General features: G+C 67.1%; 25 protein-coding genes and 2 tRNA genes. 9 read left to right on the forward strand and 18 right to left on the reverse strand.

Annotated elements, in window-relative coordinates; all coding sequences use genetic code 11:
- Positions 1-15: 15 nt before the first annotated feature.
- The 7 genes from NZH93_RS44080 to NZH93_RS44110 all read right to left on the reverse strand — a co-directional run bounded on the left by NZH93_RS44080 (position 16) and on the right by NZH93_RS44110 (position 6,796).
- Positions 16-1,698: a TIGR03767 family metallophosphoesterase gene (locus NZH93_RS44080; protein ID WP_259629311.1), complete on the reverse strand. Its 1,683-nt coding sequence runs from the start codon at positions 1,696-1,698 to the stop codon at positions 16-18.
- A gap of 190 nt (positions 1,699-1,888) precedes the next feature.
- The gene (locus NZH93_RS44085) at positions 1,889-2,197 is read right to left on the reverse strand and encodes a nucleotidyltransferase family protein (RefSeq protein ID WP_259629312.1); all 309 of its coding nucleotides are present in this window, start codon (positions 2,195-2,197) and stop codon (positions 1,889-1,891) included.
- A 37-nt stretch (positions 2,198-2,234) separates the two neighbouring features.
- The gene (locus NZH93_RS44090) at positions 2,235-3,029 is read right to left on the reverse strand and encodes an exodeoxyribonuclease III (protein WP_259629313.1); all 795 of its coding nucleotides are present in this window, start codon (positions 3,027-3,029) and stop codon (positions 2,235-2,237) included.
- A gap of 9 nt (positions 3,030-3,038) precedes the next feature.
- Positions 3,039-3,257 (reverse strand): hypothetical protein, encoded by a 219-nt coding sequence (locus NZH93_RS44095; RefSeq protein WP_259629314.1) that lies wholly within the window; start codon positions 3,255-3,257, stop codon positions 3,039-3,041.
- A 16-nt stretch (positions 3,258-3,273) separates the two neighbouring features.
- Complete coding sequence (locus NZH93_RS44100) at positions 3,274-3,591, reverse strand: SH3 domain-containing protein (protein WP_259629315.1); 318 nt, start codon at positions 3,589-3,591, stop codon at positions 3,274-3,276.
- A gap of 148 nt (positions 3,592-3,739) precedes the next feature.
- Positions 3,740-5,281: a hypothetical protein gene (locus tag NZH93_RS44105; RefSeq protein WP_259629316.1), complete on the reverse strand. Its 1,542-nt coding sequence runs from the start codon at positions 5,279-5,281 to the stop codon at positions 3,740-3,742.
- Between the two features lie 291 nt (positions 5,282-5,572).
- Positions 5,573-6,796 carry an NADP-dependent isocitrate dehydrogenase gene (locus NZH93_RS44110; protein ID WP_259629317.1) on the reverse strand — a complete coding sequence of 408 codons (1,224 nt, stop codon included), beginning with the start codon at positions 6,794-6,796 and terminating at the stop codon, positions 5,573-5,575.
- A 212-nt stretch (positions 6,797-7,008) separates the two neighbouring features.
- On the opposite strand from NZH93_RS44110, the gene NZH93_RS44115 reads away from it, so the two are divergent.
- Complete coding sequence (locus tag NZH93_RS44115; RefSeq protein ID WP_259629318.1) at positions 7,009-7,815, forward strand: metal-dependent hydrolase; 807 nt, start codon at positions 7,009-7,011, stop codon at positions 7,813-7,815.
- A gap of 40 nt (positions 7,816-7,855) precedes the next feature.
- Here the strand turns inward: NZH93_RS44115 and NZH93_RS44120 are convergent, their stop codons facing one another.
- From NZH93_RS44120 to NZH93_RS44140, 5 genes are all read right to left on the reverse strand, one after another.
- Positions 7,856-8,116: a metallothionein gene (locus NZH93_RS44120; protein ID WP_259629319.1), complete on the reverse strand. Its 261-nt coding sequence runs from the start codon at positions 8,114-8,116 to the stop codon at positions 7,856-7,858.
- 534 nt (positions 8,117-8,650) lie between these two features.
- The gene (locus NZH93_RS44125; protein WP_259629320.1) at positions 8,651-9,901 is read right to left on the reverse strand and encodes a glycoside hydrolase family 18 protein; all 1,251 of its coding nucleotides are present in this window, start codon (positions 9,899-9,901) and stop codon (positions 8,651-8,653) included.
- A 175-nt stretch (positions 9,902-10,076) separates the two neighbouring features.
- On the reverse strand, positions 10,077-10,586 hold the full coding sequence (locus NZH93_RS44130; protein ID WP_259629321.1) for a GNAT family N-acetyltransferase: 510 nt from the start codon (positions 10,584-10,586) through the stop codon (positions 10,077-10,079).
- A gap of 131 nt (positions 10,587-10,717) precedes the next feature.
- A tRNA-OTHER gene (locus NZH93_RS44135) sits at positions 10,718-10,792 on the reverse strand.
- A gap of 5 nt (positions 10,793-10,797) precedes the next feature.
- Positions 10,798-10,871 (reverse strand) — tRNA-Cys (locus NZH93_RS44140).
- A gap of 117 nt (positions 10,872-10,988) precedes the next feature.
- On the opposite strand from NZH93_RS44140, the gene NZH93_RS44145 reads away from it, so the two are divergent.
- Positions 10,989-12,143 (forward strand): J domain-containing protein, encoded by a 1,155-nt coding sequence (locus NZH93_RS44145; protein ID WP_308214303.1) that lies wholly within the window; start codon positions 10,989-10,991, stop codon positions 12,141-12,143.
- Here NZH93_RS44145 and NZH93_RS44150 read toward each other — a convergent pair.
- The gene (locus tag NZH93_RS44150) at positions 12,119-12,805 is read right to left on the reverse strand and encodes a DUF2625 family protein (protein ID WP_259629322.1); all 687 of its coding nucleotides are present in this window, start codon (positions 12,803-12,805) and stop codon (positions 12,119-12,121) included. The two genes, NZH93_RS44145 and NZH93_RS44150, sit on opposite strands and share 25 nt — an antisense overlap.
- A gap of 213 nt (positions 12,806-13,018) precedes the next feature.
- Between NZH93_RS44150 and NZH93_RS44155 the strand changes: the two genes are divergently transcribed.
- The 3 genes from NZH93_RS44155 to NZH93_RS44165 all read left to right on the forward strand — a co-directional run bounded on the left by NZH93_RS44155 (position 13,019) and on the right by NZH93_RS44165 (position 14,560).
- Positions 13,019-13,438: a hypothetical protein gene (locus tag NZH93_RS44155; RefSeq protein WP_259629323.1), complete on the forward strand. Its 420-nt coding sequence runs from the start codon at positions 13,019-13,021 to the stop codon at positions 13,436-13,438.
- 78 nt (positions 13,439-13,516) lie between these two features.
- On the forward strand, positions 13,517-13,846 hold the full coding sequence (locus NZH93_RS44160; RefSeq protein WP_259629324.1) for a DUF6188 family protein: 330 nt from the start codon (positions 13,517-13,519) through the stop codon (positions 13,844-13,846).
- Positions 13,847-14,125: 279 nt separating this feature from the next.
- On the forward strand, positions 14,126-14,560 hold the full coding sequence (locus NZH93_RS44165; protein WP_259629325.1) for a hypothetical protein: 435 nt from the start codon (positions 14,126-14,128) through the stop codon (positions 14,558-14,560).
- A gap of 73 nt (positions 14,561-14,633) precedes the next feature.
- Here NZH93_RS44165 and NZH93_RS44170 read toward each other — a convergent pair whose 3' ends face one another.
- The 4 genes from NZH93_RS44170 to NZH93_RS44185 are packed head-to-tail and all read right to left on the reverse strand — an operon-like array spanning position 14,634 to position 18,164.
- Entirely contained in the window at positions 14,634-15,194 is a 561-nt protein-coding gene (locus NZH93_RS44170; protein WP_259629326.1) for a GNAT family N-acetyltransferase, read from the reverse strand.
- Complete coding sequence (locus NZH93_RS44175; RefSeq protein ID WP_259629366.1) at positions 15,191-17,338, reverse strand: ATP-binding protein; 2,148 nt, start codon at positions 17,336-17,338, stop codon at positions 15,191-15,193. Before NZH93_RS44175 ends, NZH93_RS44170 begins: the two co-directional genes overlap by 4 nt.
- A 45-nt stretch (positions 17,339-17,383) precedes the next feature.
- Complete coding sequence (locus tag NZH93_RS44180) at positions 17,384-17,935, reverse strand: DUF6879 family protein (RefSeq protein ID WP_259629327.1); 552 nt, start codon at positions 17,933-17,935, stop codon at positions 17,384-17,386.
- 4 nt (positions 17,936-17,939) lie between these two features.
- Positions 17,940-18,164 carry a hypothetical protein gene (locus NZH93_RS44185; protein ID WP_259629328.1) on the reverse strand — a complete coding sequence of 75 codons (225 nt, stop codon included), beginning with the start codon at positions 18,162-18,164 and terminating at the stop codon, positions 17,940-17,942.
- Between the two features lie 202 nt (positions 18,165-18,366).
- On the opposite strand from NZH93_RS44185, the gene NZH93_RS44190 reads away from it, so the two are divergent.
- Positions 18,367-18,936, forward strand: a complete 570-nt coding sequence (locus tag NZH93_RS44190; RefSeq protein WP_259629329.1) for an HhH-GPD-type base excision DNA repair protein — start codon at positions 18,367-18,369, stop codon at positions 18,934-18,936.
- Between the two features lie 9 nt (positions 18,937-18,945).
- Positions 18,946-20,358 (forward strand): serine/threonine-protein kinase, encoded by a 1,413-nt coding sequence (locus NZH93_RS44195; protein ID WP_259629330.1) that lies wholly within the window; start codon positions 18,946-18,948, stop codon positions 20,356-20,358.
- Here the strand turns inward: NZH93_RS44195 and NZH93_RS44200 are convergent.
- The gene (locus tag NZH93_RS44200) at positions 20,347-21,513 is read right to left on the reverse strand and encodes an MFS transporter (protein WP_259629331.1); all 1,167 of its coding nucleotides are present in this window, start codon (positions 21,511-21,513) and stop codon (positions 20,347-20,349) included. The genes NZH93_RS44195 and NZH93_RS44200 overlap by 12 nt on opposite strands.
- An 86-nt stretch (positions 21,514-21,599) precedes the next feature.
- On the opposite strand from NZH93_RS44200, the gene NZH93_RS44205 reads away from it, so the two are divergent.
- Positions 21,600-21,908: an ArsR/SmtB family transcription factor gene (locus NZH93_RS44205; protein WP_259629332.1), complete on the forward strand. Its 309-nt coding sequence runs from the start codon at positions 21,600-21,602 to the stop codon at positions 21,906-21,908.
- A gap of 272 nt (positions 21,909-22,180) precedes the next feature.
- Positions 22,181-22,780, forward strand: a complete 600-nt coding sequence (locus tag NZH93_RS44210; protein ID WP_259629333.1) for a hypothetical protein — start codon at positions 22,181-22,183, stop codon at positions 22,778-22,780.

A 22,780-nucleotide genomic window follows, 5' to 3' on the forward strand; every position in this document is an offset into this window, starting at 1 on the left:
CCGCACTCGTGTCGGCTAGCGGGTCGCCAGCAGCAGTTCGGTGTTGCGGTCGAGGGGCGTGCCGACCTTCGCGGGGTTCGCGTGGAGGTCGTTGAACGCGAATTCCCGGCCCAGCGAGGCCAATCCGGTCGCGGAGAAGTCGTCGTAGTCGACCTCGTAGGGCGCGTCGACCTCGATGAGCGTGGTGAACAGCGACAGCGTGCCGTCCCCGTTGTCCGCGATCTCGATCACCCGTGCGTGCTGCGGGTAGTCGACGTGCGCGGCCGTGTTGATCTCCCAGAACGCGCGCTCCGGGGTCGCGTGGCCGTGCGCCGTGATCGCGTTGGTGTGCGTGTGGCCGTTGACCCAGGCGAGCACGTTCGGGTAGCGCTGGAGCAGCGCGACGAGCGCGTCGCCGGTCAGCCTGGGTTCGAGCGGTCGCCGCTGCTCGGGCAGCGTGTTCGTCATCGTCCCGCTGGTGTGGTGGCTGAACAGCACGAACCGCTCGTCGGTGACCGGTTTCCGCACCAGGCGGCCGAACACGTCGTAGTAGCGGGAACTGCCGCGCCGCAGCACGTTCTCCAGCCACTGGTACTGGTGCAGCCCGATCGCGCCCTCGGAGTACCCGCCCGCCGACGTGGTGTCCAGGCTGACGCCCGTGACGCCGGGCGCGATCCGGAACTTGTAGAACACGTCGATCCCGTCGGCGTTGTCGGCCGTGAAGCCGTGCCCGACCGGTCCCGGCCCGGTGTTGCGCGGGTGGAGGTGCGCGCGGACGAACTCGGCCGTGGTGAACGGCCTGCGCCGCGCGTCCGGCGTCACCGTGCGGGTCACGCCCTCCTTGAGGAGCGAGGCGAACTCGGGCGCCCCGTGCGGGTCGACGAGCGCGAGGACCAGCTTGAGCGTCATGGCGTCGTCGAAGCCGGTGATCTTCTGGTCGCCGGTGAACATGCCGTCCAGCAGGGGCAGCCCGTCGGGCAGCGTGCCCGCCATGGCGGAGTCGTGGTTGCCGAACGTCGAGTACCACGGCACCCGCAGGCCTTCACTCGCGAACGGCCGGATCGACGCGTCCAGCAGGCCGGGGACGACGGGGAAACCGATGGCCCGGTACCGGTCCGCGAACGCCGACTCGGGGTGCCAGTACAGCTCGCTGCCCGAGTTGTGCACGCCCTCGTACCGGTGGGGGTCGCCGGAGTTGGGCGTCAGGACACCGCCGTTGAGGACGTCCAGGTACCACCGCATCTCGTTCGACTGGTGGTTGTCGGTGTTGTCGCCGGTGGTCATCACGAAGTCGACCGGCCGCCCGGTGAACGGCCCACCGCGCAACCCGTTCACCCTCCGCACGAGCGCGGCCGACGTGCGGCTCGCGAACAACTCCTGTGACCGGTGCGCCGACCCCCGGATCAACGGGTGCAGGTACTCGAACCGCGCCGGGCTCTGCGCGTCCACCGAGTGCATGTCGGTGAACTGCACGAAGCACGCCAACGACTTCCGCCGCTCAACCCGCTTGGGATTCGCGGTCGCCAACTCACCCCGCACCACAACCGGCCACCCCGGCCCAGCCGCCAACCGCCGATACCCACCAGCCCCGACCGGCGTGGCCACCACGTCTAACGTCGTCCCACCGCCACGCGCCCAAGCGGGCGGCGCACCCAACACCACCCCCGCGCCAGCCACACCCGCCGCACGGAAGAAGCCCCGCCGGTTCAACGACCCCATCGGTGATCCCCTCGGTCCAGGAGGGGGCAACGTCCCACGGGGACCACCGGGACGTCACCGATTACACCCGAAGACTGGCCTGGCGCAAGGACATCAGTCCTCGTACCGCACGGTCACCGGCGCGTGGTCGGACCAGCGCTCCGTCAATCGCCCTGCTGGGCGAGCAGATCCGCGCGGATCGGGCCTGGGGTCACGCGGCATAAAGGGTTTCCCTGGTGTCCATGACCTGCTGCCGGAAGAAGGGGTTGCGGATGCTCGATCCGCTCACCAGGTCGACCGGCCTCCCCAGAACGGCCTCCAGCCCCTCCTTCAGGGCGAAGTAGGTGCCGAAGTGGTCGATCCCTTGCCCGGTGGCGAATTCGACCAGGATGTCGACATCGCTCGAAGCGACGTCGAACGCGTCACCGAGCGCGGAGCCGAAGAGGTCGAGGCGGCGCACCTCCAGGCGGCGGCAAAGGTCGACGATCTCGTTCACCCTGTCCGCGACGAGTTCGTGCACTTCCACCGCCTCCAGGCGCGACCGGGCCCGACCCGGCTCAGTCCTCGTACCGCACGGTCACCGGCGCGTGGTCGGACCAGCGTTCGGCGTACGTCGCGGCGCGTTCGACCACCGCCGTGACGGCCCGCTCGGCCAGCCCCTCGGTGCTGATCTGGTAATCGATCCGCCACCCGGAATCGACGTCGAACGCCTTCCCGCGGTACGACCACCACGTGTACGGGCCGGTCACGTCGGGGTGGAGCTTGCGCATGACGTCGACGTAGCCGGACTCGAAGACGCGGTCCATCCAGGCGCGTTCCCCCGGCAGGAAGCCGGAGGACTTCTGGTTGGTCTTCCAGTTCTTCAGGTCGGCTTCGCGGTGGGCAATGTTCCAGTCGCCGCACACGACGACCTCGCGGCCGTCGGCGGCGGACTTCTCGCGCAGCTCGACCAGGTACGGGAGGAACTCGGTCATGAACCGGTCCTTCTCGTCCTGCCTGGGGGTGTCGACGTCGCCGCTCGGCAGGTACAGGCTGGCCACGACGACGCCGGGCAGTTCCATCTCGACGTAGCGCCCGCTCAGCTCGAACTCCTCGGCGCCGAAGCCGATCCGCACGGCGTCGGGGGCGGTGCGGCTGAGCAGCGAGACGCCGCTGCGGCCCTTGACGGACGAGTGGGCGTGGACGACGTGCCAGCCGTCCGGCTCACGCACCTCGTCGGTGAGCTGGCCCGGCTCGGCCCGGACCTCCTGGAGGCACACGACGTCCGCCTCGGTGGCGTCGAGCCACTCCAGGTAGCCCTTCTTGGCGGCGGCACGCAGGCCGTTGACGTTCACGGTCGACACGGTCAGCACGCGGGAAGCCTAGCCACGGGCCGCGGTGTGGAAGCCGTACGGGTAGCGCGCCCGGCAGCCGGTGCAGTGCGCCACCAGGCCGAGCATGCCGACCAGCACGCTCGACGCCTCGGCGGGCACCGCTTCGAGCGGCTCCCCGTAGGCCTCGGTGACCAGACCCGGCCACTCCGGATCGCACGCGCACGTCGTCATCTCGGCTTCGCCGCCGCGGAACCACTGGGAGAACATGGGACATATCAGACCATCAGGTCACCGTGCACTCGCTCTCGGAGGTGGGTGCGACGAACTCCTCGTTCACCCAGCGCCCGGTGTCGAGCATGCGGTACCCGTTCTCGACCTTGCGCTCGGCCCGCGTCACCGCGTCGCGCTGCAACGTCGACAGGACCGGCTGCGTGTCGGCCGGCCCGGACCGCACGTTCAGCACGTCCGCCGTCACGGTCATCCGGCACGTGGTCGACGCGTCCGCCTCACCCATCGGCTTCCCGCCGTTGGCGGCGTACATCAGCCCCGCACCGACCAGCACCCCGATCACGATCATGCCCCGCACCGGAATCCCGAACATCACTCGCCTCCCCGATCGACCACCCACCAGCAGGTATAGCGAGCGGAAGGCCGGTGTGGACGGTTCGACGGCGGAACCACCCGGCAAGCGAACCCAACGGGTGAGGCGATCACCGAGCGCTGAGGGGCCCTCAGCGCGTGATCGGGGGTCAGGCGCCGCGCCGCCTGCGCGTGGCGGTCACCGCGCCGACGCCCGCGACCAGCACCAGCAGGCCGAACGCCGTGAGACCCACCGTGCTCGCGCCCGTCGTGGCCAGGCCTCCGCCGGTCGTGGAGCCGCCACCGCCACCACCGGCGGGAGCGGTCGTGGTCGGAGTCGGTTGGGTCGTGGTCGGCTCGGGATCCGGGTCGACCGGGACGGGCAGGATCCTGACGGTGACGCCACCGCCGCAGTGGAGTCCGCAGGTGCCGATGTAGAAGCCCATCGTTCCGTGCTCGAACTTCCACGGCCCGCGGATCTCCAGCTCGTACGGACCCGCCGGGAGGTTGGTGAACTCCCACCGGCCGTTGGCGTCAGTGGTCGTCGCGGCGGCGAACAGGCCGGTGATCCGGTCGAACGCGGCGAGCTCGACGCCCGCCACGAACTCGTCGGCGTCACCGATCGTGTCCCCGTCGCGGTCGTAGTAGAGGTGGCCGAAGGTGCCGCCGGGTCCGGCGCCCGGCACCCGCACGACGTCGCTGGCCCACGGATGCCCGTTGGGGTCGCCGTCGGGGCCGAAGTCGCACGCAACCTTGACCGAGGCGAAGCCCGCCGCGTGCGGGGGCACGACACCGGTGATCGTCAGGGTCCGCGAACGGCCCGCGGGCACGGTCACGCCCGCGGCGTTCCACGCCAGGTCCCCGAGGACCATGTCGACGACGTGCGGCCCCTCACCGCTGCGGTCGCAGCCCGCCTTGACGCCGCTGATGTCCGCGTCGCCCTTGTTCGTGAGCACCACCACCATCTCGGCGGTCTGACCCACCTGGTAGGTGTCCTCGGTGAAGTCGATCGACACCCCGAGCTGGTCGCTGAACGGGCGGACCGCCCCGAACTCCAGGTACTCGTCGCCGTCGACGTCGACGTTCCGGGACGCCGACCGCACGACCCAGCCGTCCGGCGCGTCGCCCGCGGACACCCGGTAGTGGCGCAGGGGCAGGTCGCCGATCGTGAACCGACCGTCGGCACCGGTGCGGCCCCTGACCACATCGAGGTCGTTGGAGATGTTGATCTGAACGCCCGCCAGGCCCTCACCGGTGTCGGCGGCACCGTTGCCGTTGGCGTCGCCGTAGACGAGCCCGCTGACCGATCCCCTGCCCGAGTCCGGTTCGACGATCGAGGTGGCCCACTCGAAGGTGTTGTTCTCGAGCGAGCTGTCGTTGGCGGAGTAGATCCTGATGCGGCTGACCGGCTGACCGGCCCAGGAGTAGACGTAACCCTCCGCGGTGACGACCAGCTTCTCCCCGGCCGGGATGGAGGCGCCCGCCGGCGTGCCCAGCTCGCCGTAGCCACTGATGCCGAGCCGCGAGCCGCTCACGAACTCGTTGTACGCCTTCACCCCCGTGGCCATGGCGGTGCCGAGGTTGGTGACCGTGATCTCGACGGGGATCTTCTGGCCGACGAGGTACGGACCCCCGTTCACCTTCACCGTGACCGCCGGATCCGCGCCCGCGGCCACGACTTCCGGCTCCGGTGTGGTGGGCGCGGGTTCCACGACGGGAGTCGATGTTTCCGTGGTGGGTTCCGGCTCCTCGGCGTACGCGGTGGCGCATAGTGTTCCGCTGAGCGTTAAAGCTGCTGTGAGCGCGACTAACCTGCGCGCTGAATTCGCGAACAAGATGATGTTCCCCCCGGACAAGGCTCCACGAAGTGGAGCAGGACAGGCCCTCCGACCCGTTCCGGAACATATCGACCTGAATCGTTCGCACTCAAGGCTTTCGGCCACCCCCGCAAGACGAAGGGCCCGACCGGAATCCGGTCGGGCCCTTCAAATCACGAGATCAGGTCAGAAGGAAGCCATCTTCTTCTGGAGGTTCTCGTCCAGCGTCGCGAGGAAGTCCTCGGTCGTCTGCCACTCCTGGTCCTTGCCCACGAGCGCGGCGAGGTCCTTGGTCATCTTGCCGCTCTCCACGGTCTCGATGACGACCTGCTCCAGGGTCTCCGCGAACTTGGTGACCTCGGGGGTGCCGTCGAGCTTGCCGCGGTGCTTCAGGCCACCGGTCCACGCGTAGATCGACGCGATCGGGTTGGTGGACGTGGGCTTGCCCGCCTGGTGCTGGCGGTAGTGCCGCGTCACGGTGCCGTGCGCCGCCTCGGCCTCGACGGTCTTGCCGTCCGGGGTCATCAGGACCGAGGTCATCAGGCCCAGCGAGCCGAAGCCCTGCGCCACGGTGTCGGACTGGACGTCACCGTCGTAGTTCTTGCACGCCCAGACGTAGCCGCCCTCCCACTTCATCGCGGCGGCGACCATGTCGTCGATCAGGCGGTGCTCGTACGTGAGGCCCTTGGCGTCGAACTCCGCCTTGAACTCCTCGTCGAAGATCTTCTGGAAGATGTCCTTGAAGGCGCCGTCGTACGCCTTGAGGATGGTGTTCTTGGTGGACATGTACACCGGGTAGTTGCGCTGCAACCCGTAGGAGAACGAGGCGCGCGCGAAGTCCTCGATGGACTTGTTGAAGTTGTACATGCCCATCGCGACGCCGCCGTCGGCCGGGTATTCGGCGACCACGTGCTCGATCGGCTCGGAGCCGTCCTCGGGCTGGAACGTGATGGTCAGCTTGCCCGCGCCGGGGACCTTGAAGTTGGTCGCCTTGTACTGGTCGCCGTGGGCGTGGCGGCCGATGATGATCGGCTTCGTCCAGCCCGGCACCAGGCGCGGGATGTTCGAGATGATGATCGGCTCGCGGAAGACGACGCCGCCGAGGATGTTGCGGATCGTGCCGTTCGGCGAGACCCACATCTTCTTCAGGCCGAACTCCTCGACCCGCGCCTCGTCCGGCGTGATGGTCGCGCACTTGACGCCGACGCCGTGCTTCTTGATGGCGTTCGCCGCGTCGATCGTGACCTGGTCGTCGGTCGCGTCCCGGTGCTCGATGCCCAGGTCGTAGTACTCGAGGTTGACGTCCAGGTACGGGTGGATCAGCTTGTCCTTGATGAACTGCCAGATGATCCGGGTCATCTCGTCGCCGTCGAGTTCGACGACGGTGCCCTGCACCTTGATCTTGCCCATGTTCTCGGACTGCTCCCTTCGAGTTCCTACTCGCGACCCGCGCAAGCGGTACAAGCGTACTGCTAAAGCCTGATGGTCGTCGGTCGACCGTGACGTAAACGACGCCGCGACTTCACCGAGCCTGCCATGAGCCCGTCGAACCCGCGGAACTGACCGGTAGGTTCCGATGATCACCTAGGCTTCCCCGAACGAGTGATCTTGGGGGGAAGCAGTTGTCCACGGGACCAACCCACGCCATGAGCGGCCTGCTGGCCTGGGCCGCCGTCACGGCGCTCGCCGCCGACCACCCGATCGGCCAGTTGGAGCCGCAGAGCTGGGCCGTCGGCGCCGTGCTGGCCACCGGGGCCGCGCTGCTGCCTGACCTGGACCACCCCGGCTCGACCGTGTCGCGCACGTTCGGGCCGCTCACCCAGGGCATCTCCGGCGGTGTGAGCGCGGTCAGCGCGTTCGTCTACCGGACCACGCGTACCAAGCGCGACTCGAAGCGCGAAGGCGGCCACCGCGGGCTCACGCACACGCTGGTGTTCGCGCTGTTCGCCGCCGTCGGCACCACCGCGATCGTGCAGACCAGCCAGAAGTGGGCGCTGCCGCTGCTGATGTTCATCTTCGCGGGCCTCGCCGTGCGCGGGATCATGAACGACTGGTGCCCCAAGCAGGACGCGCTGCTGATCACCGCCGCGTCGGCGGCGATCACCTGGATCTGCCTGTCGTGGACCGCGCAGACGTCCGCGAGCGCGGCGGCGTGCGGGCTGGCGGTCGGCATCGGCTGCGTCGCGCACTACCTCGGCGACGCGATCACCGAGCAGGGCTGCCCGATCCTGTGGCCGATCCCGCTGGGCGGCAAGACGTGGTTCGCCGTGGCGCCGCCGAAGATCATGCGGATGAAGACCGGCGGGAAGGTCGAGATGGCCGTCGTCGGGCCGATCATCACGGTGCTGTCGGTGTGGTTGTCGGCCGCTGCGTTGCAGAACGTGGGTGTGCTGCCGTTCTTGGGTGGGTTTGACCTGTTGCCGATCTGATCGGGGGGTCGGCGCTGTGGTGTCACCCGGTCGGGGTGGGTTAGGCGGGGTGGGCGCCTACGGTGTCGCGGATTTGGGAGCCGAGGGTGCTGGCGCCTTCTCGGGCGCAGTGGGCGCAGCAGAAGAAGCGGCCTTCGACTTCTACGCCGTGGCCGAGGATGCGGCAGTCGCAGTGTTCGCAGCGTGGGGCCAGGCGTTGGATTGCGCATTCGAAGCTGTCGAAGGTGTGTACGCCTCCGCTCACGGTGCGGATCTCGAAGGCCATCCAGTAGTCGTTGCCGCACACGTCGCAGGTCGCCATGACGGGGAGCCTGGGGGAGGTTGGGGTGGGGCGCAACTTTTGGCGTGGTCACGTGGGGGTGGCTGCGGGTTCCAGCGGGGTCACCGGCTGCGGGTCGCGTTCCAGCGGGGTGTGGCCGATTTGACTTGGGGCCCCTAGATTCGACCCTTCGCCGGGCACTAAGGGCGGAGGGTGAAGCTGCCGCCCGGCGAAAGTTTAAGGGTCGAATCCCCCAAGTAAAATCGGCCACGGTTCTAGGGCGGTGGCTGCCGGTCCCGTAGTGGGTCACCTGGTTGGTCTGCCGGTCCCGTAGTGGGTCGCCCGTAGCTCGCGTCGGTGGTGGGTCACCCGTGGGCTCACCTTGGTGGTGGGTCGCCCCACTGACCGCCCCGCCGTGCCACTGTCCCGCCGTTCTGCTTTCAGCCGTTTTGCTTTGCGCCGTCCAGCCATGCTTTCCCCTTTCCCTATCCCCCTTCCTTCCCCTTTCTCCGATTTGCTTTGGGAAAGCACGCTGGCCACCGACCGTTGCAGGGCGGGCCGGTGGCCAGCGCCCGATCAGCCGACGTTGTTCTTGACGGCGGTGATCAGTTCACCGTTGGTCGTGTCTCCTGAGAGTTCCCAGAAGAACACGCCACCGAGGTTCTGGTTCTTCGCGTAGGTGATCTTGCCGCCGATGGTGGACGGGGTGTCGTAGCTCCACCACTGGTTGCCGCACTTGGCGTACGCGGTGCCCGCTACGGTTCCGGTGCTCGGGCACTTGCCCTTGATCACCTTGTAGTCCTCGATGCCCGCCTCGTACGTGCCGGGCGCTGCGCCTGTCGCGGTGCCGCCCGGTGTCGCCTGGCTTACGCCGGTCCAGCCTCGGCCGTAGAAACCCAGGCCCAGCAACAGCTTGTCGCTTGGAATGCCCTTGCTCTTCAGCTTCTGGATCGCCGCATCCGTGTAGAAACCCGCCGTGGGGATGCCGGTGTACGTCGTCAGCGGCGAGTGCGGTGCCGTGGGGCCCTGTGGGTTGAAGCCGCCGAAGTAGTCGTAGGACATGGGGTTGTACCAGTTCACGTACTGCGCCGCGCCCGCGTAGTCGGCTTTGTCGATCTTGCCGTTCGTCGTGCCGTCCGCTGTGATCGCGGCGGTGACCAGGTTGTTCGTGCCGAAGCGGCTGCGCAGAGCGCCCATGAGGGTCTTGAACGAGGTGAACCCGCTGGTGTCGCAGCTCAGGCCGCACGCGTTCGGGTATTCCCAGTCGATGTCGATGCCGTCGAAGACATCCGCCCAGCGCGGGTCCTCCACCAGCTTGTAGCAGGAGTCGGCGAACGCGGTGGCGTTCTGCGCGGCCTGCGCGAAGCCGCCGGACCACGTCCAGCCGCCGAACGAGAACAGCACCTTCAGGTTGGGGTACAGCTTCTTCAGCTTGCGGAGCTGGTTGAAGTTGCCGCGCAGCGCGCCGGCGTCCCAGGAGTCCGTCGTACCGTCCACAGAGGACGCCGCGTCGTAGAACTTGCTCGTGTCCGCCTCGACGTCGCCGAGCACGCACTTGCCGCCGGACACGTTGCCGAACGCGTAGTTGATATGCGTCAACTTCGCCGCCGACCCGCTCGTGCGGATGTTCTTGACGTGGTAGTTGCGCTGGTACACGGTCCACTGCGCGAAGTAGCCGATGACCCGCTTCGAGATCGCCTGAGCACCGACCCCCGAGTCGGGGGCGGCGACGGCCGTCGTCGGCGCGGCGAGCATGCCCGCCACCAGCAGGGGGGCGAGGGTGGCTCCGCCGAGCGCCACCAGCTTTCGCCTGGCTGAACTGAACATGGATGGCTCCAGGTGCTCTCGTGGTGCCTGGGGCACCACACAGGGCGAGGCAGCCGACCGGGCAGCGGCGGACATCCGGTCGGGTCGAGGTGTTCAGAGCGTGATCAGTCGGACACACCCAAGCTAAGTGGACTAGACCACTGAGTCAATGGGCCCGCGCGGGTTTGGCCGAAGTTCACGGATGGGAACCGCTCCCACCGCCGACCGGCTTCACGTACCGGTGCGCCCGCACCACGACCCCTGCCGCCGCGTGGTGCTCGAACGGCCCTTCGTCCACCCACCCGCACCGCGCGTAGAACCGCCGAGCCCTCACGTTCCCCGGCACCACGGCCAGCCACGCGCGCGAATGCCCACCGCCCCCTACAAGCCGCTCAGCCTCCGCGAGCAGCACCCCGGCCACCCCCGCACCCCGGTGCGCGGCCTCCACGAAAACCTGCTCGACCTCGTCCCCGACCACCATCACGAACCCGACCACCGCACCGTCGACCACCGCGACGGTCGTGTCCCCGACCCGCTCGCCCGCCCGCACCCCGAACGACGCCTCGGTGCGGATCTCGACCACCGAGTCCGGCACGTTGCCGACGTGCCCATCTCGCCAACCCCGGAACCAGATGTCGGCGACGGCCGCGGCATCAGCGGGCACGGCGGGACGGAGGACGACGGCGGATTCGCGCTCACCAGGCATACGCCGAGTCTAAGAAGGACCGGCACCGGACCTGCCGCACGCGAAGCGGGGCAGGGCGGGCGCAGCCCACCAGCCGGGGTCCGGGGCGGAGCCCGCCGGGTGGGACTTGGGGGCTTCGCCCCGGAAAGACACGGACCAGGCCGGACTCGAACCGGCGTGCTCCCGCTCTGAGTGAGAGGGCGCGACAACCACTGCGCTACAGGTCCCCGTGTGAGCCGGGCCGGATTCGAACCGACGTCCTCCCCACGTGCTGTGGAGCGCGACAACCACTGCGCTACCGGACTCGTTGCCCAGCCTAACGGCTTTGGCCTGAGGTGGTGCGAGATCAAGCCCAACGGAGCAATCGGGGCCGTCGTCAGCCGGTCGGGTGATCAACTCGGGACGGGGCTGTCCGGTGGTTCGGTGGCACGCAATAAGGTCTGCTCCGCGGGGTCACTGATGATGGGCGGTTTCGTGCACGCGGTCGACTACTACGAGGTGCTTGGCGTCGGGCGCAGCGCGTCCACCAGGGAGATCAAGTCCGCCTACCGGGCCCTCGCCAAGGTCGTGCACCCCGACGCGGGTGGCAGCGGGGACGGGTTCCGGACGCTCCAGGAGGCGTACGAGACGCTCCAGGACCCGGTGCGGCGGTTCCACTACGACCGCGTCGGCGTGACGACCACGGTCGCCACCAGGCCGTCGGCGCGGACTCGGCGTTCGACGAAGCTGCGGGTGTTCGGCGAGGACCCGAACTTCGTGCCGCCGCGGCCGCGGGTGGACCTGGGCGACATCCCGTGGTGGCACCTGGTCGACCTGGCGCAGCGCGTCCGGTACGTCCCGACGAGCGGGCCCGGTCACGCGCCCGCGCTGGCGGCGATCACCGGGTGGCTGCTGCTGTTCCTGCCGGTGGCGGTGTTCGGGTTCTCGCTGCTGCTGCTCGCGGTGTGGCTGCCGCTGGTCGCGGCGGCGGCGTTGACGGCGTTCAAGCTGGTCCGCAAGTACCTGCGGACCATGCGGGCGGACCGGGCGTTCGCCGGGCGGTACGACACCGGCGTCGTCCACGGCCAGCCGGACGAGCGGCTGTGCGAGCGGTACAGCGCCGAGGTGCTCGGCCGGTACCTGACCAGGCTGCCCGGTGCGCGGATCTTCCACGGGCTGTCCTGGCCGGGGTCGGTGTTCGCGGACATCGACCACGCCGTGCTGTGCGGGAAGCGGCTCGTGCTGATCGAGTCGAAGTCCTGGTTACCGGGCCACTACGGCGCGGACGACGACGGGACGCTGTGGCGCAACGGCCACGTGTTCCGCGGCGGCGGCACGATGCTGCCCGAGGGCTTGGCCGCGTACCGGCACGCGCTGCCGGGGTTCGAGGTGCGCGGCGCGGTGCTGGTCTACCCGAGCCGCGCCGGGGAGATCACCACGGACGAGGACGAGAACCAGGTGGTCGTGCCGATGACGCCCGACCAGTTCGTGGAGGTCTTCGGCGAGTGGTTCGCCGAAGACCCCGCGACGGTGGACCGCGAGGCGCTTCGGGTGCTGCTGAACCAGGTGGTCGCTCAGGCGCGCGCGGCGGGGGCCTGAGCGACGAGGTCGTCCGGTCCCTTGCCCGCGAGCTGGCGCGCGGTGTCCACGTACAGGTCGAGCAGCAGGCTCATGTCCACGATCTTGCGGCGGACGCCCTCGGCCTTGGTGCCCTCCTTGGTGAACGGCGGCGGGAAGAGCGTGATGCCCTCCCACGGTGCCGCGCGCGCCGCCTCGGACCGCCAGTCCGGCCAGTAGCAGTCGGCGTAGAACTTGGTCAGCGCCCCGCCGAGGAACCACTCCAGCATCCCGCTGTAGGTCGAGTCGATGCTCTCCCACTCCAGCGTGTCCGGGGCCCAGTACCAGAGGCCGCCCGGCGGACCGTCCAACGCGGTGCCGTTGAGCGCGAACCGGCCGCCGAGCAGGTCGTAGCCGACCGTCATCTTGCCCACCTCCTCGTACTCGCCGAGGGCGGGCAGTGCGCCGCCACCGCCGAGCAGGCGGACCCAGTTGTCGATGACGAGGCCACCGGTGTGCAGGGCTATCGCGCCGAGCGCGGACCCCGCCGTCACCTGGAGGCGGTGCAGCGTGCGCCGCGCCGACTCGGGGCCGACCGGCAGCACCTCCACCGACAGTTCGGACTTCTCGATCAGTCCCTGCACCCAGGGCCATGCGGGACGGTCGACGTCGACGAGATCCTCGACCTGACGTGGTGCGCTCACCCGACCATTCTCACCTACTCCGGCGCTTCAATCACCCATTCCGGGGCTGCGAGCTTTCGAACTTCTACAGGACGTAACCGTGGGGAAGAACACGTAACGTTTCAACGGTTCCGTGCGAGCGCTGTTCACAGGCCTCTGATCAGGCGTTGAGCGTCCGACGATGATCGACCGCGAGTCGCGGAGTCGATCAGTGGACTCTGTAGTTTGGCCCACATGAGCGCCGACCTGGTGGGCCGATGGAGCGTCGACTACGGCTACCACAGCGCGATGGAGGACGAGGAGCTCGTGTTCCGCGCCGACGGCACCGGCTGGTGCGAGTGGGCGCGGCCGGGGGTCAGCGAGTTCACCGTGTTCACCTGGACGGCCACCGGACCCGGCGCCGTCCGGATCGTGCCGAACCGCGCGGCGCGCGGCGAGTTCGAGACGATCGTGGAACTCGACCCGCCCGGACCGGTCGACGCCGAGTACTCGATCGTGGAGGAGACGAGGCCGCTCTACCCCGACATGGAGGTGCTGGCGCTGCGGATGGCGCTGCCCTTCGCGGTGTTCCCCGCCGAGAGCTACGGACTCGCCAACCGGGAGACCCCGGAGGGCGACCGGCCCTACCTGCCCTGGCTCGACGACGAGCTGTGACCGTCCCGGCCTCGTATCGAGGCCGCCACGGCCTTACATTGCCCGCGGGACCACTAGTCAGTTCGGAGCGTTACAAGCATGCAGTCGCATCACGAGTTGGTCGGCACGCAGGTCTGGCGGACGTCGTTCGACCACCAGGTCCGCCTCACACTGGTCGCGCACCCGCGGCTCAGCGCCGAACTCGTCGTGGAAGTCCCGTTCGAGCTGTGCGGCGGCGCGGGCGAGAAGCACGAGATCAAGCCCGGCGAACCCGGCACCCTCACCCCCGTGCTCGGCCTGTTCATGAAGACCGTCGCCTCCGTCGACGTGACCGAGGACGAGTCGCTCACGCTCACGTTCGACGACGGCTGGACCCTCGCGGCCCGGCCCGACGGCGACTTCGAGTCGTGGAGCATCGTCGAGCTGTGACGACCGGGTGACCGCGCTCGTCGGGCGGGCCACGTCGACGAGCGCGGCCTTCGGTGATGGCGCGGGCTCGGGTGTCGAGGAAATATTTGCCGCCAATAGGGTTAGCGGCGCCACCAGAAGTAATCGGATTCCTCGCGCAAATCCGCTTTCGCTAGGCCGAATCGGTGAACCTCACAAATAGTTCGACTGACCTCTTTCCGAACTCCGGCGCTCCGTTACCTTGGAGCGTCGGCGCTACCGAACCGGTCAAGAGGATTCACGGAGAAACCTGGCGGGGGCATGGACCACCACGAGTACGAAGTCGACGGCCGAACGCACAACGAACACTCCGGCGCGACTCACCACTCCCTGCAAGCACGCGACGTCCAGGGAGGAATCAACGTCCACACCACCGCGCCGGAACCACTCCTCCCACCGCTGCCCTGGAGCTACACCGCAGCGGCGTACGGAGCGCTTTTCGCCGTGACGAGCGCGTACTCCCACACAATCGCCAACCTCAACCTGACGGTCTGGGATTGGCTGAAACTGACCCTCAGCGCCGCACTGCTGATCCCCGTCTTCATCACCACCGAATACCGCCTGCAAGGCACCGAATTCGCCCCACTGCGCCTCCTTTCCGCGATCGTGGTCGTCGCACTGGCGATCAACCAGGGCCCCACCTTGCTACCGGGCCTCGTACCGCTGCTGTCGAACTGGATAATCTGGCACTTCTGAGGAGCGCACGGGCCAAACTGTCAGGAGCCCGGCTAACCACGACCACCGCGAGGGACCATCGGTGGATGGTCGACTACCCACTGATGGGCTTCACGAATATGTCCCAGTACGGCGGGGACGCACCGTCGATCGGCCCCTTCCGACCGACGAGCGTCCACCCCCAGTGCCGGTAGATCGACTGCGTGTCCACGGCGGCAGGCTGCACCGACAGAATCGCGCGCTCCTCCCTCCGACCGTCGAGCAGCCTGCTGACCACACGGCCACCCCACCCTCGCCCTCGACAACTCCCCGAGACCGCCAGATCGATCAAGGCGAAGGTGCGACCGGGGTATTCGAGGACCAAGTCGGCAGGAAGATCATCGGAGAAGCCCGCCCACCACCGATGGTCCACCGGCAGTGCGAACCCGTAGGCGAAGGCAACCAGCTCGCCCCGGAACCGGCCGACGACAACAGAGAACGTCTCTTCGCGCAACAACGCCTCAAACTCTCGATGATGCGTCTCGGAGTCCGAGTCGAGCCATTCGAACGGTGCCTTTGAAAAGGTGTCGTCGTACAGCGTTCGTATTTCCTCGGCGCACGACCTGGCAACTTCTGCCCCACCGGACAGCAGCGTGATCTCACTCAACTCGTTCAACCCTGCAAACCTTCGATCTTTTGCCCGACCTCCCGCGAACGGGAGTTGCCGAGCGATTCGAGGATTTCGAACGACTTTGACCAAGCGGCGATGGCGGCATCAGACTTCCGCTGACTGGCGAGAACATCACCCAAGTGCTCCCACGCCATGGCCTCACTGTTCCGGTCGTCGAATCGTCGAAAGATTTCCACGGCCTCAGCGAGCTGCCCTTCACTCTCGGAGAACCTCCCAGCGGAACCCAACGCCTCGGCGAGCGGCATCAACGCCCAGGCAACGCTCCACACGTCATCGATATCTCGGAGGATTTCCACGGCCTCTTCGCAGTGCCGCACGGCATCATCCATGCGCCCGAGCATCTTGAATGTCGTACCCAAGCTCAACAGCGACATTGCTTCACCACGCTTGACGGAACTGGCGCGAAATACCTCCAGAGCATTTTCAAAAAGCTGCAACGCCCGGTCGTAGTCCGCGATTTCGTAACAGATCAACCCGCTCCCGCGGAGGGCATATCCTTCAGTTCGCCGATCGCCGATTTCGTGTGCGATTCTGCTGGACTGCTCGTAGGTCGTGAGCGCGTCCTCGTGCTCACCGAGCCTCCACATCGCATCTCCCAGGCAAATGAGGTTCGCCGCTTCGCCCAGGTCATCGCCAATCATGCGGGCAGCGGAGACCCCGTCAACGTGGATCTGCCGCCACTCCTTCCAGTAGGAACGCATCTCGAAAAACGCGTCCGCCACCACGGGAAGTTTCCACGCGATATCGAACTGGCCGAGTTCCATCGCCTGGTGCAACGCGGCCAACAGGTTCAGCCGCTCCGATTCGAACCAGTTGATCACGTCCTGGAGGGTGGAAAATGATGGAGCGTCGATCCTTCCGGCCGGAACCAGTGAGACAGCGCGCGAGTAGGGCACCATCAACTGGCGAGCGTTGTCCGTACCGATGAGATACCAGCTCAGCATCCTTCTCATTGCGTAAGTGCGATCACGTTGAGCAAGCTCATGATTGCTGCGCTCTACTGAATAAGCCCGAAGAAGGTCATGGATTCGATATCGATCAGGGCTGATCTGCTGCAACAGGTGAACACCGACCAACACTTCCAACTGTGGCTTGAGCTCAGCCTCGGGCACATCCACCAAAGCTGCGACAACCGAGCAGCAGAACTCCGGACCGGGGTGCAGCGCGAGCATTCGGAAAATATGCCTGTGCTCATGCGCGAGTGCGCGGTAGGACCACGAGAACGCCGCCCGAACGTCAGTGAGCTCATCTACTTCTGCCGCAAGCGCGTCCAGCCTGCTCTGCTCGCCGTTCAGCTCGTTCACCAGCTCACTGAGCCTCATGTGCGGCCGTCCAGCAGTTCTCTCCGCCACGACGCGAAGCGCAAGTGGGAGAAATCCGCACAACACAGCCACCTGCTCGGCTGAACGAATTTCGGCATCGACTCGGTCCTCACCGATGATTTCGGCAAGCAAACGGACAGAATCATTAGATGAAAGAACATCAAGACTCATCCGGATTGCTCCTTCACGCACCACGAGGCCAGAAATTCTACTTCGGCTTGTCACCAACACCAAAGAATCGCGCGAGCCAGGAAGAAGTTGCCTGATCTGCTTTGCACTTGAGGCATTGTCCAGAACGATCAGCATCTTCTTGTCACCCAGTATCGACCTGTAGAGCGATGCGCGCTCTTCAAGATCAATCGGTATCCTGTCCGGTGCCACGTTCAGGGATCTGAGGAAAACGTCTATCGCCTGCTCCGGCCCGAGCGGATGATCAGCTCCATAGCCGCGCATGTCGATGTACAGCTCTCCATCTGGAAAATGTTCTCGAACCAAATGCGCCCAATGAAGCGCGAGCGCAGTTTTCCCAACCCCTGGCGCACCGACGATGACGACGACATGGGGAGCAGAAGGTGGCCTGTGGGCAGCAGTCGACGACCCGAGCAAACTGTCGAGTTGAGCCAGAGAAGACAAGCGGTTGACAAAACCACCGATGCCACCCGGAAGCTGACGAGGCGGCATGCTGTGCGGACGTCCGGCGTTGTGGAAATGAACGCTGTGAACAGTCCCCGCCTGAACTACCGACTCACCACTACCTGAAAAGTCATTGGCAGCACCGCCATCGCCTTCCACACTCAAGCTGGCCACCTTCTTCAACAGGTCCTGCTCGACTTGTCCAGTTGATTCCGAACACTACACATCACACTTGGCAACAAATTCCTGATAAGGCGTCGAGGACGCAACCGCGATATCTCTCAGGTTGTTCGCTCGGATCACTTGCGCTGGATCGTCCACGACCTCCGCCGATAAGAATCGGCCAGAGTCCTCGTAGTTCATCAACACCAACTTGACGGAGTCGAACAGCCAGTAGTCGCAACGCGGTATCTGCTCTGGCCACTCACCAGCTCGAACGGGCAGTATTCGGACTTCCTCACCAGCAGAAGTGGTGTGGTCGTACGCCGAGGCGAACTCGAATCTGATGTAGCTGGAGAGGGGCATCTCGACCACATGCACGCGATGCATCTTCTTGCCGTTCGCCACAGCCTTGGCGACGGTTCCGTCTATCCATCCACGGATGCCTTCGAACTCCTCCGAACGCTCCCCACCGAGGAAACGTGAGAATTCCCGCGATTCGTACGAAACGTCGTAGTGCTGAAGCGTTTCCAGCCGAAACGCCGTGTACTTGAAGTCAACGAAGAGCTGGTTGAACTCGATGTCATCCAATGATGAGAATACCTGGCCCATACACCTACTCCCCACCGGCTCGAGCCAGATAAAGTTCAACCGCCCGCACGACTACGTCGGATGATATCCGGACAGCGGTTTCGCCTGGAAGCACATCGTCCAACCGGCCGAACGTATCGATATCGACCTGCACCCCTTGAATAACCAACTCGCCGGTCTCTCCGAGGTAGACAGCAGGGCATCCATTGCCGCCGGAGTTCTGATCCTTGGCAAGCTTCGTGATCTTCATGTCACTCCCCAATAAACAGATTTGACTTACAACCAGTTGTAGTTTAACTTTCAAAGTGGGTCAATCCACCAAACAGGCCGTAATACCAGCCCACCGGGTGACCCATATACCACATCCAACTGGAATCGTTGGAGTAGTCTCGGTCGGATTTTCCGCATTGATGCGGGGTGCGAAGAACTTAGGACCGTGGGATCCTCTCCCCATGACCCGCACGCTCTGCCTCGCCCAGGACCCGGCGTCCGACGAACTGCTCGCCAAAGACCCGTTCGCCCTGCTCGTCGGCATGCTTCTCGATCAACAAATCCCCATGGAAAAAGCCTTCAAAGGCCCGAAGGTGATCGAAGAGCGCTTGGGGCGCTTCGAGCCCGCGCACATCGCGGAGATGGACGAAGCGGCGTTCGTGGAGATGGCGTCGACGCCGCCTGCGATCCACCGGTTCCCCGGATCGATGGCCAAGCGGGTGCAGGAGTTGGCGCGGTTCGTCGTCGAGCAGTACGACGGGGACGTGCGGCGGATCTGGGACGAGGGTGACGGGGCCGCTGTGGTGAAGCGGTTGAAGGCGTTGCCGGGGTTCGGGGATCAGAAGGCGCGGATTTTCTTGGCGTTGCTCGGCAAGCAGGTGGGGGTGGAGCCCGAGGGGTGGCGGGAGGCTGCTGGGGCGTACGGGGAGGACGGGGCGCGGCGGAGTGTGGCCGATGTCGTGGACGCAGTTTCGCTCGGTGAGGTGCGGGAGTTCAAGAAGGCGGCCAAGGCGGCGGCGAAGACGACGTAAAGTCTGCGGGTGCACATTCCCGGACTGACGAACCTCCAGCCGCTCGGGTCCGGCGGGTTCGCCACCGTTTACCGCGCGCACCAGGTGCAACTCGGGCGCGACGTCGCCGTGAAGATCGACAACCGGGTGCTCGGCAACGAGCGGGACCGGCGGCGGTTCCTGCGCGAAGCCCACGCCGCCGCAAGGCTTTCCGGGCATCCGAACGTGGTCGCGGTGCACGACGCGAACATCACGCCGCAGGGCATGCCGTACATCGTCATGGAACTGTGCACGGGCGGATCGCTGCACGACGTGCTGAAGCAGAACGGCCCGCTGCCCGCCGAACGGGTGCGGCAGCTCGGGATGCAACTGGCGGACGCGCTGGCCGCGGCGCACGCGGAAGGCGTGCTGCACCGGGACATCAAGCCCGCCAACATCCTCGTCGACCGGTACGGGACGGCGAAGCTCGCCGACTTCGGCTTGGCCGCGCTGCTCGACGCGGCGGGCGGCAGCACCGTCACGCGCGACGCGCTGAGCCCCAGCTACGCGCCGCCCGAGGCGTTCGCGATGGCCGCGCCGACCGTGACCGGCGACGTGTACGCGCTCGCCGCGACCCTGTATGACCTGCTGGCGGGCAAGCCGCCGCGGCCGGTGCCGTGGCCGATCGCGTCGTTCGACCACCTCGGCGAGGTGCTGCGCTCCCCCGTGCCGCAGGTGCCCGGTGTGCCGGACGAGTTCCACCAGATCCTGGTGCGGGCGCTGCACCCGGACGTGTCGGCGCGGACGCCGACGGCCGCGCAGCTCCGCGACGAGCTGCGCGGCGCGGTGCAGGTGGCGCCGCCCGCTCCCGTCGTGCGGGCACCGGTTCAGCGGCCGCCGAAAACGCTGCCGGGCCCGAAGAAGCGGTGGCCGGTCATCGCCGCCGCGGTGGTCGTGGCCGTCGCCGTCGGTGTCGGCGTGTGGTTCGCGATCCCGGACGGTGGCGGCGGAGCCACGCCGACCGGTGGCGCGTCCACCAGCGGTGCGGCGCAGAAGGCCGCCGACGAGAAGCTGCCGCCGCCGTTCCTCAAGGCGTGCCAGACCGGCTACTGCGTGGCGGAACCGGCCTGCTTCCGGGGGATGGTCTCGATCGGCGGCCAGGTGACCACCGCCCGCAAGGCGGCGAGCTGCTCCGACGAGCACTTCTGGGAAGCCTTCGCGGGCGAGTGGTTCTCCGGCAAGATCCCCAAGGTCGACAGCGATGAGCTGCTGACGGCCCCCGAGGTGGCGGGTGTCTGCACCAAGGCCGCGATGAAGGCCAACACCCGGCCGACGGTCGACACGTCGACCTGGCAGCTCGGCGTCGTCGGCTTCGAGGAGGGCGACCGCAACTACTTCCTCTGCATGGCCTCGCCGGAGGAGGGCGGCGAGCTGACCACGAGCGCCTTCGGGTCAGGCGGCTAGCAGGACCGGCTCCGGGGTGCGCGTCACGCGGCGGGCGTGCACCAGGAGGCCGAACGCGACCAGCGCGAGGACGCCCGCGATCGGCGGCAGCAGCGTGATGCCGACGTTGTCGATGACCAGGCCGCCGAAGACGCCCGACAGGCCGACGCCGAGGTAGATGGCGGAAGCGTTGAGGGACAACAGCAGTCCGCTGTTGGTCGGCGCGAGTTCGATCAGCCAGTTCTGGATGGGCGGGTTGACCGACCAGGTGAACAGGCCCCAGACGAACAGGGCGATGCCCGCGGTGACGGTGGTCGTGGTGGTGAGCGGCAGCGTGATGAGGACGAGCGTGAACACGCTGAAGATGACGTACAGCAGGCGCTGGCTGCCGAAGCGGTCGGTGAGCCTGCCTCCGAGGGAGTTGCCGACCGCGCCGCCGACGCCGTAGGCGAACAGCAGCAGCGAGATCACCGTGCCGTGGACGCCCGCGGTCGCGGCGAGCAGCGGCGAGATGTAGGTGAACACGCTGAACGCGGCCAGGCAGGCGAGCACGGTCATGCCGAGCACGGGGACGACGCGGCGGTCGGCGGCGACGGCGAACCGCTCGCGGACGCTCACGACGGGCGGCGCGGCGACCTCGGGGACGCCCACGCGGACGATGGCGGCCGCGACCAGCGAGGCGATGCCGACCAGCGCGAAGACGCCCTGGTAGCCGATCGAGCCGCCGAGGAGGCTGCCCGCCGGGACGCCGATGATCAGCGAGAACGTCAGCCCGCCGAACACCGTGGCGACCGCGCGGCCCCGGTGTTCCGGCGTCGTCAGCGCGGTGGCGACGAGCGTGGCTGCCGGGGTGTACGCGGCGGCGCCGAGCGCGCTGACCACGCGGGCGGCCATGAGCAGCGGGTAGTTGGGGGCGAGCGCGGACAGGACGTTGCCGAGCGCGGAGACGACCAGTGCGACGACGAGCAGCTTGCGGCGGTTCCAGCGGCCGGTGAGCGCGGCGAGCACGGGGGCCGCGACGGCGTAGGAGAGCGCGAAGACGGTGAGGAGCTGACCTGCCGTGGACAGCGACACGTCGAGCTCGCGGCTCACGGCGGGCAGCAGTCCGGACAGGATGTAGCCGCTGGTGCCCACGGTGAAGGCTCCGGCGGCGAGCAGGTAGGTGCGGGCGGACATCGGACTCCCAGCATCGGCTCAGTGGTTCGACGACGACCGTACTACGACTTTCGTCGAACTACGATGAATATCGTACGATGGGTGACATGGACAACGCGCTGGAGCACCCCGACCGGAACGAGATCCGGATCGAGGCCGTCCTGCACGCGCTCGCCGACCCGGTCCGCCTGACGATCGTCCGCGCCCTCGCCCACACGGACACCGGCATCGCCTGCGGGGCGATCGAACTCGACATCAGCAAGTCGACCCGCACCCACCACATCCGCACCCTCCGCGAAGCGGGTGTCGTCCACGTGCGCCCCGAGGGGACGTCCCGCATCAGCACGCTGCGCCGCGACGACCTGAACGCCCTCTACCCCGGCCTGCTGGACGGCGTCCTGGCGGCGAAGCACTAGGCCGCTATTTTGCGGAATTGATGTGGAATATTCCGCCGCATACCGCCGAATGAGTTGAACAGCAGGCACGTCCGAGGGATTCCAGCGAGCCGCGTGGACAATTCGTGGCCATTTCCTGGACATCCGCTGTTCCGCCCTCGCGAACCGCTGACCAGCGAGGAGTCGGCAGCTAGGGTTGGCCGCGTTCAGATCCCTGCCTGCCCCATTGGAGATCGCGCGCGGTGGACGTCCAACTCAGCCTTCCCGAAAAATCCGCTCTGCTGGTTCTCATGATGTTCGTGGAAGAAGTGTCGAACACGGAGATCCGCGAGGAGTACGGCTTCACGATCGACAAGAAGGTTCGCGACCGGCTAGTAGGTTCCGGCTATATCTCCGCGTACAAGTCCAAGGAGCTGCGCGGCGCGTTCGTGCACGAACTCACGGAGGCGGGCTGGAAGCAGAGCCGGGAGGAACTGGCCGCCCCGACGCCACCGGGCGTGCAGAAGGTCTACCGCCTGCTCTACGGCGTCCTGCGCACCCTCGACCGCCACATGACCAGGTCGAAGCTGGAGGTGGCCGACGTCTTCCTGCCCCACAGGTCGGCGAAGGTCGTCGAGGCTCCCCGTGACGCCGATCCCGACGCCGACATCCGCGCCGCGTACGACGAACTCGTGTCCCGTCCGGGCGCGTGGGTCAGCCTGACCAGGCTCCGCGCCGCGCTCCCCCACCTGTCCCGCGACGAGGTGGACGACGCCCTGGTGCGGCTCAACCTGGAACCGTGGGCGTACCTCATCCCCGAGGCCAACCAGAAGACCCTCTCCGAGGCGGACCGCGAGGCGGCCGTCCACGTCGGCGGCGAGGACAAGCACCTGCTGTCCATCGAACTCGACTGA

Origin of the sequence: Umezawaea endophytica, assembly GCF_025061645.1 — a bacterium.
Classification (GTDB): Bacteria; Actinomycetota; Actinomycetes; order Mycobacteriales; family Pseudonocardiaceae; genus Umezawaea; species Umezawaea endophytica.